We start from the raw sequence: 10,733 nt of genomic DNA on the forward strand, positions 1-10,733 counted from the left end.
GCACCGCCGGCTTGCGGACCCAGCATGGTCGCGGGATCTGCCGGCAACAACAGCTGCTTCAGGAAGCGATAAGCCCTTCGCCGGCCTGGACCTGCCAGAGGTTGGTGTAGATCCCGCCCTGGTCCACCAGGCTGTCGTGGCTGCCCTGCTCCACAATCCGTCCCTGATCCATCACCACAATCCAATCGGCATGGCGCACCGTGCTGAGCCGGTGGGCGATCACCACGGTGGTGCGGTGCTGGGTGATCTGCGCCAAGGAGCGCTGGATGGCGGCTTCGGTGTCGTTGTCCACCGCAGCGGTGGCTTCATCGAGCACCAACACCGGCGCATCCTTGAGGATGGCGCGGGCCAAAGCGATGCGCTGACGCTGTCCGCCGGAGAGGCGCTGCCCCCGCTCCCCCACCAGGGTGTCGTAACCCTGGGGCAAGGCGTCGATGAAGCCAGCGGCTTCCGCCAGGCGAGCGGCCTGGTCAATCGCCACCGGATCGGGATCTGCAACGCCGTAGGCGATGTTCTCGGCCACGGTGCCGTGGAAGAGGTAGACGTCCTGACTCACCAGGGCGATGCAGCTGCGCAGGTCCTGCAGCTGCAGGGTGTCGATGGGGACCCCATCCAGACAAATGCGTCCGCCATCGCGCTCATAGAGCCGCAACAACAGCTTCACCACGGTGCTCTTGCCAGACCCCGTCGCTCCGACGATGCCGAGGGTCGATCCCGCTGGCACGGTGAGATCGAAACCCTTCAGCAGCGTTGATCGGCCGGCATAGGCGAAATCCACCGCTTCAAAGCGAATCTCACCCCTCAGCCGCTGCGGATCCACCGGCACCGTTCCTCCCTGGATCAACACCGGCGTATCGATCAGATCGAGCACCCTTCGCGTGGAGGCCATCGAGCGCTGGTACTCATCGAGGGTGCGGCCAATGGCGGTTAGCGGCCAGAGCAGCCGCTGGGTGATGAACACCAGAACGCTGTAGATGGCCACCGGCAGTTCCCCGGCCAAGGCCTTGAACCCACCGATTAACAGAATCGCCAGGAAGGCGAACAGAATCGCGAAGCGAATCAAGGGAATGAAGGCCGCCGAGAGACGAATCGCCCGGGCATTGCTCTGGCGATAGGCCAGGCTTTCCGCCCGCAGGCGCCCCAGCTCCAGAGCCTCAGCGGTGAAGCTCTTGATCGTGAGCATCCCCCCCAGGTTGTTGGCGAGCCTGGAGGCGAGGTCGCCCGCCCGGGCCCTCACCTCCCGATAACGAGGCTCCAGCCGGCGCTGGAAATGCAGCGACCCCCAGAGAATCACGGGGATCGGCAGGTAGGCGAAGAGGGCCACCGCCGGCGCCACCATCGCCATGCCGATGCCCACCACCAGCACCGTGGTGATCAACTGCAGGATCTGGTTGGCACCCCGATCCAGAAACCGTTCGAGCTGGTTGATGTCGTCATTGAGCACCGCCATCAGGCGACCGGTGCTGTCCTGCTCGAAAAAGGCCAGCTGCAGCTTCTGCAGATGGTCGTAGGCCTCGAGCCTGAGACTGTGCTGGGTGGTTTGCGCCAGGTTGCGCCAGAGGACGTCGTAGAGGTATTCGAACAGCGACTCCGCCGCCCAGATCACAAAGGTGAGCAGAGCCAGACCCCACAGTTGCTGGTGGGCGGTCCTCAGACCGAAACCCGCCAGCACGGATTGCTCCTTGAGCAACACCACATCCACGGCAAGGCCGATCAAGATCGGCGGGGCCAGATCGAACAGCTTGTTGAGCAGGGAGCAGATCACCGCTGCAACCACCAGGCGGCGCTGCGGCGCCAGATGGCGCAACAACCGCATCAAGGGGGAGCGATTTGCTGAAGCTTTCCTGAGGGTTTGTTCCGACACGGTTTTCACCCCTGAAGACGCACTACAACGGAACCACAACTGAAGGAGGTGCCATGAGCCGATCAAGGTCGTTCAACCGCTTTCACCGCTACCTGGCGCGGCAGAAACGCCGAGGACTGCGGGCTGTCTTGCCCCAGTTCCAGGACGCCCGTGAGCATCAAGAAAGCCCAGCCAACAGCGGTGATGGTGTGCTGCGTCGGCTGAGCCTGCGTGAAATGGAATTGGACCTGCTGGAGGCCGAGGCCTGAGCCTCAGCCGCGGTAACCACCACCACGGGGGCCGCCGGAGCGCTCCCGAGGGGTGGCTTTGCTGACGCGGATCATGCGGCCCATCCACTCCACGTCCTGAAGATCGTCGATGGCTTTCTGCTCATCGGCATCGTTGACCATTTCGACGAAGGCGAAACCGCGTTTGCGGCCGGTCTCACGATCCAGGGGCAGGCTGCAGTTCTTGACCTCGCCGTACTCACTGAAGAGATCGAAGAGGTGCTCCTGCTCCGCCTGGAACGAAAGATTGCCGATGTAGATGGTCATGGACCGTGGAACCGTTGAACGTGCTCAGTCGCTTGAGCTGGTTCCGAAAGCTCGGAAAGGGCCAGTGCTCAAGCTTGAACCCGATGACGTTACAGGGCAGTCGCAGGAATCAACACAAAAAAAAGAAGCAATTACGAAGACTCGCCAGCAACCGAGCCATCCACTCCATTGTCAGAAGACCCTGACACAGGAGAGAGATGACATTCGACAGCCTTTGTTTCCAGGCTCTGAGCTGGACCGTCGATGGAGAACTGGATCCCGTGGACAAACTTGTGCTGCTCAACAACTTGATCCGGCAGGGCACGCCGAGCGAGCAGATCGAATTGATTCAGGTGGTGGAGAAATTGGCCCTGCTTCAGCCCGAAGCCACCGTTCAGGTGAGCCATCTCTGACGGTTTTTGATCCCCGGGGATCAGAGGCCGTAGGTCACGGCAGCCTTGGCCTTGCAGGTGGCCTGGGCCGTCTGGATCCCCGCACCGTTCTGCACCTCGGCGAGGAAGCAACGGCAGGTGTCATCAACCATTCCCTCCGGATGAACGGTCCCAGCCCTGTGAAGCTCGGCTTTGACGGCCGTTTTGCAGAACTGGGTGATCAGGCTGTTGTCCGAGGCTGAAGAAGCCAGGGGAGCCGACATCAGACCAACGGCCAACAGCACACGCATCAAGAGGCCTTGCTGATTTGCAGTTCGCGGTTCATCACGCGCAGGCGTTGAAGGCTGTTGAACACATCTTCCGGCATGCCCTTGGGAAGATCCACCAGGCTGTGATTGTCAAAAATCTGGATGCGGCCGATCATCCGGCCTTGCAGACCGGTCTCGCCGGCGATAGCACCCACCAGGTTGCCCGGCTTGACCCGATCGCGGTGGCCCACCTCAACGCGGTAGCGCTGCATGTTCTCCTCAGGAGCCCGGGCCGGACGCTCGCGCCGCTCACGGCGGTCCCCTGAATGGCGATCGCGGTCGCGGTCATTGCGACGGGTGTTCTGAATCCAGTCGTCGTCGCCCTTACGCAACAGCGCATCGGGGCCGATGGCCAGGTTGAGTGCCGCCATAGCCAGCTGCTCGGGGCTGAGTTCAAGTTCCGTGGCCACCCGCTGCATCAATTCCTGGAGCAGGGCCGCTTCATCGGCGTCAGGGCGTTGCGATTGGGCCGCATCACTCAAACGCTTGCGCAAGCGGTCCAGCCGTCCCTGGTTGATGGCCGTGTTGCCGGGCACCTCCATCGCTTCGATCGGTTGGCCCGTGGCCCGCTCGAGGTTGCGGATGAAACGGCGTTCCCGTGGAGTCACGAACAGAACCGCTTCGCCGGTACGTCCAGCCCGGCCCGTCCGGCCGATGCGGTGCACGTAGGCCTCGCTGTCGAACGGCATGTCGTAGTTGATCACCAGGCCGATGCGCTCCACATCGAGACCCCGTGCTGCAACGTCGGTGGCCACAAGGATGTCGACCGATCCACTGCGCAGCCGCTCCACGGTGCGTTCCCGTTGGTTCTGGGGAACGTCGCCATTGAGCACCGCCACCTGATGGCCACCGGCCTCAAGGGTTTCGGCCACGGTCAGGGTGATCGCCTTGGTGCGGGCAAAGATGATCACACCCTCACCACCACAGGCATCGAGAACCCGCTGCAGGGCCTCGAGCTTGTGCGGCATCGGCACCGTGATCGAACGCTGACGGATCCGCTTGCCTTCCTGATCCTTGGTGCGGATCGTGACCTCAGCCGGATCCTTGAGATAACGCTTGGACAGGCGACGGATCTCAGGGGGCATCGTCGCGGAGAACAGCACCACCTGACGCTGCTCAGGGAGCTGATCGAGGATCCACTCCACATCATCGATGAAGCCCATGCGGAGCATTTCGTCCGCTTCATCGAGCACCAGGCTGCGCAGACCGCTGGTGTCGAGCGTGCCCTGACGCATGTGGTCCATCACCCGGCCGGGGGTGCCCACCACCACATCAACCCCGCGCCTGAGTGCACTGATCTGGGAGCGGAAATCCGTGCCGCCATACACCGCCAGCACCTTCAAATGGGGGTGGCCGGCGGAATAGGCCTTGAACGATTCGGCCACCTGCATCGCCAGCTCCCGTGTGGGGGCGAGCACGAGGGCCTGGGGTGTTTTCTGGCCGCTCTCGAGACGCTCGAGCAACGGCAGGGCAAAGGCTGCTGTTTTGCCGGTGCCGGTCTGGGCCTGACCCACCAGATCGCGGCCGAGCATCAGCTCGGGGAAGGCCGCCTTCTGAATGGGGGAAGGTTCGCTGTATCCCTTGTCCGCCAGGGTGCGGAGCAGGGCCTCACTGAAACCAAAACCGGCGAAACCGGATTCCGGTTCAGCCGATGTGATGGTGGTGGTGAACACCTCAGCACTGGAGTTCGATTCCGGCAGGTCGGATGCAGAAAGATCCACTGCGCAGGCGGAATCGTCGCGCTGCTGTTGCTGTTCAGTCATGAAAGGTGGCTTCGCCTGATTGATCTCTGAAATCAGGCTCACAACCTCCCTGCAACGTAAGAGTTGCGCTCTGGTTGTGTTGCCTACGCTTCAAAGGTTGGCCATCAAGTTATCACCCGGCCGTAATCATCCTGCAGCCGTTCGATGTCGTCTTCCCGCAGATCATCACCGTGCTGAACTTCCAGAATCAGCAGATCTGAACCGTCTGCACGGGCGCGATGCACAGCGCCGCAGGGGATCGAGAGCATGACGCCCGCACTGGCGGGATGCCAGATGTCTCCGCAGAGCAGAGCCCCCGAGCCGGACACCACGGTCCAACTTTCGCTGCGATGACGATGCCGCTGCAGCGACAACTGCTGCCCGGCACGAACCAACAGCCGTTTGACCAAATAGTTGTCCCCCTGGGTCAGCATTTCGTACCAGCCCCAGGGACGCTCAACCCGCATCAGTCCACCCGCGTCAGATCAGCGTCACAAGGTCAAGGCTGGCACGGGCACGGGTGATGGCTGTGTACAGCAATCGGCGTTGATGTTCTGCAGCCGGGCCATCCTCCAGGGGATCTGGCCAGAGCACGATCACCCGGTCGGCCTCACTGCCCTGGGCCCGATGGATAGTGAGCGCAACCGCCGGCTCCAGACGCCGCAAACGGGCTGGATGCAAACGGCGCACCTCGAGCCGGCCGCCCGGGTCCACCACCTGGAACAACAGACGTCGTTCAGAGCCTGCCCCGATCACCACCCCAAGGTCGCCATTGGCCAAGCCCAGTTCGGGTTGATTGCTGCCGCAGATCACCGGCAAGCCGATCGGCCAACGCTCGAGCCTGCCGGCGGCATTGGCCCCCAGCAGCGTGCGGTGCACATCATCAAGACTCCACGGCCCCCGGCGACGTGGACAGAGCAACAGGTCCTGCTCGAGCAGCGCAAACAAAGGCCGAGATGCCGCCATCAGCTCCTGCTCGGTGCAGCGGTCGAGATCAACCGTCAGTGCCTGCAACTGCTTGAGGCGCTGGATCCAGCGCTGGCGCACCAAGGCAGGGAAACGACGCAGGGGCCAGGGATGCACCTGAAGATTGGCCTGCTCAGGCAAGGCGGCCAGATCCGCTGCAAAGGCCTGCAGATCCCCCTGGCGCAGCTGTTGCGCCACCTGCGCCAGGGCACCTCGGTTGCGGTAGGTGCGCTCCAGATGCACGGCGCCGGCACCGAAACGACCGCGCACGTCCGACTGCTGCAGCCGATGCCAGACCGCTCCACTCCCCACCGGCGGCAGCTGAGCTGGATCCCCCACCAACAGCAGCCGGCAACCACTGGGCAACGCCTCCAGCAGGGCCTGGGTCAAGGCCAGATCCAGCATCGACATCTCGTCGATCACCAGCAGATCCAGTTCCAGGGGACGCTGGCGGTGCCTGCCGAAGCCACGGCTTCCGGCCTCCAACCAGCGGTGGAGGGTGCTGCAGGGCAACGGAGCCCGCTGCGCCATCACCGCCTCCCCCAGGCGCCGGGCAGCCTTGCCAGTGGGGGCCGCCAAACCGATGCGCAGGCCGGGATGGCGGGCTTCCGCACGGGCCAGAATCTCCACCACCGTGCTGGTTTTGCCCGTGCCCGGACCACCGCTGAGCAACACCACCGAGGCCTGATCCAGGGCGCGAACGGCGGCGCACTGTTCAGCGTTGAGACGATCCGACAGCTCGGGATCGGTAGCCTCGACAGGTTCGGGAAGCGGAGCATGGGCCCGCTCCACCAGCTCGGCCACCACCTGCTCCATAGCCTGCAACCAGCGGCGCCAGCCCAGCCGATCACCCTGGAGCAGCAGGGGAGAGGGATCCCCCTCCAGCCATCCACTGGCTTGGGCAGCTGCCAGCCGCTCCGGCGTCAGCGCCACCGTCAACTCCCCCTGCTCCAGGGCCAGCACCAGATCGCGACTGAGCTCCTCCAGTGCGGAGGCATCCGCCTCCGCCTGAGGCGGGATCCGTCGCCGCAAGGCGGCATGGAGTCCGGCCGTGAAGTTGGAGGGCCAGGTGCTGGTTCCCTGGGGCAGCAGCTCCGTCACGCCGGCACCTCCCCCAGGGCTCGATCCAGGGCCGCGATGCGATTAAGAGGCACGGGTTCAACGATGCGCCCCGGCCCAACAGCATCTTCTGGAGAGGCAGTCACCGCTCCGGGCATCCCCCGCAGGAAGCAGTAGACGTAGCCCCCCAGATGCTGCTCCGGGTCGTAATCCGGCAGCCGCCAACGCAGATGGCGATGCAGAGCCACCAGGTAGAGGTGGGCCTGCAGGGGGTAGTGGTGGTGCAACATCTGCTCCTCCATCGCCTCCTGGGAGTAGTGATGCGGACCGCACAGCCCCGGCTCAGCACCGGTGCGCCGTTCACCGATCCAGTTGCTCTTCCAGTCGAGAACCCACCAGCGATGGTGGTGGGGGTCCTGGAAGACCAGATCGATGGAACCGGTGAGAAACCCACGGCTGTTGATTGAGAGCGATGCCAGCGCCGGGCTATAAGTGCGGCCAAAACGGGCCTCGGCATCACAACCGAAGGCGGCCACCAGATCGGCCGTGCGCACGTGCTGCACCGGCAGATCAAAACTGAGTTCAGGCAGGCGCTGGTGCGGCCCCAGCCGATCCAGCGATAACGCACCCAGCGGTCCCCCCAGGGGCGTCTGCAACACCTGCTCCAACCCCGTCAACACATCGTTCTGAAGATCGGGATCAAGCCCGGCCCGGCGCAACTCGGCGGCGATCAGCTCGAGCCGTTGGCGGGGCTCAGAGGCCTCCGCCGCAGAGAAGGGGAACTGTTCGAGGATCCGGTGCAGGCAGTCCCCGGCCCCGGCCCCGCGCGGAAATGCCGCCAGCGGCCCCGTCTCAGACCATGCCGGTTCTGCCCTCGCCGCCATCAGTTCCAACGCCGATTCCACCGTCGATTCCTCAGCGCCGGGATCGCGATCACGACCCTGTTCATGCAGCTGAACGTCGTCTGATGAGGCAATCCAGGCCGAATAACTGGCCCGGCCCCAGCTCCGGTCAATCCGCTTGGGGATGGAACCAAGGGCCAACGGCTCGGCCCGCAGCGGAGACCTCCAACGCTTGCCGCTGGACAGGCTCTCGACCAGGCCATCGATGCTGATCGGAACCTGTCGCTTCGCCAGGGCTTCGCTCAGCCGCTCATCGGTGAGGCTGTCGATCGCATCCCCAGCGGCCTCAGCACCGAACAACCAGGCGGGCAGGGGGGAATCCTCCTGGCCGTTGGCCCTGGCCCAGATCAGAACCAACTGGGATTGGGCTCGGGTCACCGCCACATAGGCCAGCCGCTCGGCCTCTGCCGCAGCCTCCCGCTGCGCCTGTTGCGCCGCCTGCCAGCCCTCCCCCCAATGGACATCCACCCGCACCAGGCACTCTCCGGAGCGGGGGTCACGCCAGAGCGGACCGGACACAGCTGGGGGGGACTGCCACAGGTAGGGGCAGATCACCACCGGATATTCCAGACCCTTGCTGCGGTGGACGGTGACCACGGCGATGGCGCTGTCGGCCTGATCGCTGTGGGGCTGGCGAGCCTCAGGCACCGGCTGGCTGGGGTGCAACCGCTCCCTCCGCAACCAATCCGCCGCGGTGGCCACATCAAGCCCCTGGCGGTGCATCGCCTCCTGCACCAGCCTTGCCGCCTGCTGCAGATCCCCCAGCATCCGGCCCCGTTCCGACAGCCCCGCCATCTGTTCACCCTTGAGCAGATCGGCCAGCGCCCCGAGCAGGCCCAGCCGCGGTATCGCCTCAGCCAAACCGCGCAACTGCAGCGCCAGCTGATCCAACAGGGCCGGCTCCAGGACATCGGGCGCGATGGTCATCAGTCCCGAGCAGGCCAGCAGACGCAAGCGAGCGTCATCGCCCGGTTCCGCCAGGGCATCGAGGAACCACTGCAACAGCAGGGCAGCTTCACTGTCGAGCACATCGCCCTGGGTCACCAGGCGGGTGGGGAGTCCGCAAACCCCAAGGGCGCGGCGCAGGTCTTCCGCCTGTTGATGACGACTCACCAGCACGCAGAGATCTGCAGGGGTGAGGTCGTCACGTTGCTGCAGTTGCTCCAGCACCATCGCGGCGAGCCGCTGGGGCAGCTCTGCTTCCAGGGCACTGCGGCTGGAGGGCGCCTCGGTGGAGAGCAGCAGCAGTTGCAACGCCGGGGCATCCTGCGGTGGGGTGGTGGAGCTGCGGGGCTGCACCGCCGGCACAGGCAGTTCAGATCGGGGGAGCCCCGGAGCCATCAAGCGGTTCAACCCCTCCATCAGCGGTGCCGTTGCGCGGAAGTTGTCGAGCAGGTGATCGATCCGCTCCACCTGATCGCGCGCTGCCATGTAGGTGGCCAGATCACCACCCCGGAAGCGGTAGATCGCCTGCTTGGGATCCCCCACCATCAGCAGCAGGTGGCGTTCACCACCACCGAAGGCGCGCTGCAGCAGACGCCACTGCACGGGGTCGGTGTCCTGAAACTCATCCACCATCACCGCCCGGTAGCGCTGTTGCAGCGGGGCAAGCCAGGCAACGTCGCCATCGCCCGGGTCCATGGCGGCCAACAAACCGCCAAAGGTGATCACCCCGCGGCGGCGACGGCGGCGGTCCAGCTCCTGCAAGCCCCGTTCCAGCAGGTACTGCCAGGTGCGCTCAATCGGTGCATCCCAGAGCGCCGCAACAGCGGCCTGCAGAGCGGGCGTCACCAGGCTGGGGTCGGTCTCACCGCACTTGCGCGCGATCTTGCACCAGCTGCCGGGATGGAAGTACTCCTTCAACGGCTTCTCATGGGCGGCAATCTCCAGCAGTGACGGCACTGCGGTCTGCCCATGCAGCCACTGGTTGATCTGCGCGCAGCGATCGCTCTTGGGCTTGGCCGAATAAGGGGTGGTGGTTCCACAGCCCTGGGCTTTCCACTGCTCGGCCGCCTGACGGAACCCGGCATCCAGAACGGCATGGTCCCGCTGCCAGAGCGGCACGAACTCGTCCCAGAGCTGGGCCAGCCAGTGCTCCAGCTGTGAGGCGAGGGGCTGGTCGAGATCGATCGCCCCATCAACGGCCCTGAACCGCGGCTGCTGTTCGCCATCGAGTTGCGCCAACCCCCTGCGCAGGGTCTGGGGCGAGAGGCCGCGTTGACGCAACGCCTTGAACTGATCCGGCGGCAGGCTGAGCAGTTCCTGTTGCCACAGGTCCTGAACCACCTCGGCCTGGAGCGCGGTGGCGTCGGTGTCCAGCTGAGGCTCCATTGCCGCAGCGTTGCTGAGGGCCAGACGGCGCAGACTGCGGCGGCAGAAGCCGTGGATGGTGGTGATGTCGGCCCGGTCCAGCTGTTCGAGGGCCACCAGCAAGCGCCGAATCCATCGCTGACGCGCCTCCCCTGGCTCGGAACCCGACAGCCACTCCATCAGGACGGGGTCTGGAGCGGAAGCCTCCATCCCCTGCTCCAGCTGCTCAAGGCCCTGCAACGCCAGCTGCAGCCGCTGGCCGATGCGGGAGCGCAGCTCTTCGGCAGCCGCATCGGTGAAGGTCACCACCAACAACGCCTCGAGGGCGTGGTCGGCCTCCGTGATCAGCCGCAGGCAGAGATGCGCCAGAGCAAAGGTTTTACCGGTGCCAGCGCTGGCCTCAAGCAGGCGGACCCCAGGGCCGAGGGGGTAGGTGTTGGCATCGAAGCGCTGGGCCATGGATGGAGTCTGCTCAACTTCTTCGGCCTCAAAACCAGTGTTAACTTCCATGAAGCAGCTGGCGAAAGCTGCGAACTGGACTGGGTGTTGTCACACCCCAGAACAGAAGACGACTTGAGCGAGGGCCTGAAGAACCCTCGCTTTTTTATGGGCTTGTGAACGGATGCAACCCAACCCTTGAGAGAACAGGGGCTTGTGAGGGTGCGGGACCTTCAGGCC

General features: G+C 64.7%; 9 protein-coding genes. 2 read left to right on the top strand and 7 right to left on the bottom strand.

What is annotated here, in order from left to right; genetic code table 11:
• Nucleotides 1–58: 58 nt before the first annotated feature.
• On the bottom strand, nt 59–1,816 hold the full coding sequence (locus DXY02_RS02230; protein WP_170951445.1) for an ABC transporter ATP-binding protein: 1,758 nt from the start codon (nt 1,814–1,816) through the stop codon (nt 59–61).
• Between the two features lie 101 nt (nt 1,817–1,917).
• On the opposite strand from DXY02_RS02230, the gene DXY02_RS02235 reads away from it, so the two are divergent.
• Nucleotides 1,918–2,112, top strand: coding sequence for a hypothetical protein (locus DXY02_RS02235; RefSeq protein WP_114987820.1), 195 nt, complete (start codon nt 1,918–1,920; stop codon nt 2,110–2,112).
• Between the two features lie 3 nt (nt 2,113–2,115).
• Here DXY02_RS02235 and DXY02_RS02240 read toward each other — a convergent pair whose 3' ends face one another.
• Complete coding sequence (locus DXY02_RS02240; protein ID WP_114987821.1) at nt 2,116–2,397, bottom strand: RNA-binding protein; 282 nt, start codon at nt 2,395–2,397, stop codon at nt 2,116–2,118.
• Nucleotides 2,398–2,594: 197 nt separating this feature from the next.
• On the opposite strand from DXY02_RS02240, the gene DXY02_RS02245 reads away from it, so the two are divergent.
• Nucleotides 2,595–2,789 carry a hypothetical protein gene (locus DXY02_RS02245; RefSeq protein ID WP_114987822.1) on the top strand — a complete coding sequence of 65 codons (195 nt, stop codon included), beginning with the start codon at nt 2,595–2,597 and terminating at the stop codon, nt 2,787–2,789.
• A 20-nt stretch (nt 2,790–2,809) separates the two neighbouring features.
• On the opposite strand, the gene DXY02_RS02250 is transcribed toward DXY02_RS02245, so the two are convergent.
• The 5 genes from DXY02_RS02250 to DXY02_RS02270 form a co-directional block, all read right to left on the bottom strand.
• Entirely contained in the window at nt 2,810–3,031 is a 222-nt protein-coding gene (locus DXY02_RS02250; protein WP_244276113.1) for a hypothetical protein, read from the bottom strand.
• 26 nt (nt 3,032–3,057) lie between these two features.
• The gene (locus tag DXY02_RS02255) at nt 3,058–4,839 is read right to left on the bottom strand and encodes a DEAD/DEAH box helicase (RefSeq protein ID WP_114988001.1); all 1,782 of its coding nucleotides are present in this window, start codon (nt 4,837–4,839) and stop codon (nt 3,058–3,060) included.
• A 104-nt stretch (nt 4,840–4,943) separates the two neighbouring features.
• The gene (locus tag DXY02_RS02260) at nt 4,944–5,285 is read right to left on the bottom strand and encodes a phosphomannose isomerase type II C-terminal cupin domain (protein ID WP_114987825.1); all 342 of its coding nucleotides are present in this window, start codon (nt 5,283–5,285) and stop codon (nt 4,944–4,946) included.
• Between the two features lie 13 nt (nt 5,286–5,298).
• Complete coding sequence (locus DXY02_RS02265; RefSeq protein WP_114987826.1) at nt 5,299–6,885, bottom strand: ATP-dependent RecD-like DNA helicase; 1,587 nt, start codon at nt 6,883–6,885, stop codon at nt 5,299–5,301.
• Complete coding sequence (locus DXY02_RS02270; RefSeq protein WP_244276114.1) at nt 6,882–10,565, bottom strand: UvrD-helicase domain-containing protein; 3,684 nt, start codon at nt 10,563–10,565, stop codon at nt 6,882–6,884. Before DXY02_RS02270 ends, DXY02_RS02265 begins: the two co-directional genes overlap by 4 nt.
• Nucleotides 10,566–10,733: the final 168 nt, after the last annotated feature.

This window comes from Synechococcus sp. N19 (genome assembly GCF_900474045.1).
In the GTDB taxonomy this organism is placed as follows: Bacteria; Cyanobacteriota; Cyanobacteriia; order PCC-6307; family Cyanobiaceae; genus Parasynechococcus.

Coding starts and splice junctions, on each gene's coding strand:
- DXY02_RS02260 (WP_114987825.1), bottom strand. CDS start 5,285: ATGCGGGTTGAGCGTCCCTGGGGCTGGTACGAAATGCTGACCCAGGGG.
- DXY02_RS02270 (WP_244276114.1), bottom strand. CDS start 10,565: ATGGAAGTTAACACTGGTTTTGAGGCCGAAGAAGTTGAGCAGACTCCA.
- DXY02_RS02240 (WP_114987821.1), bottom strand. CDS start 2,397: ATGACCATCTACATCGGCAATCTTTCGTTCCAGGCGGAGCAGGAGCAC.
- DXY02_RS02230 (WP_170951445.1), bottom strand. CDS start 1,816: ATGCGGTTGTTGCGCCATCTGGCGCCGCAGCGCCGCCTGGTGGTTGCA.
- DXY02_RS02255 (WP_114988001.1), bottom strand. CDS start 4,839: ATGACTGAACAGCAACAGCAGCGCGACGATTCCGCCTGCGCAGTGGAT.
- DXY02_RS02235 (WP_114987820.1), top strand. CDS start 1,918: ATGAGCCGATCAAGGTCGTTCAACCGCTTTCACCGCTACCTGGCGCGG.
- DXY02_RS02250 (WP_244276113.1), bottom strand. CDS start 3,031: ATGTCGGCTCCCCTGGCTTCTTCAGCCTCGGACAACAGCCTGATCACC.
- DXY02_RS02245 (WP_114987822.1), top strand. CDS start 2,595: ATGACATTCGACAGCCTTTGTTTCCAGGCTCTGAGCTGGACCGTCGAT.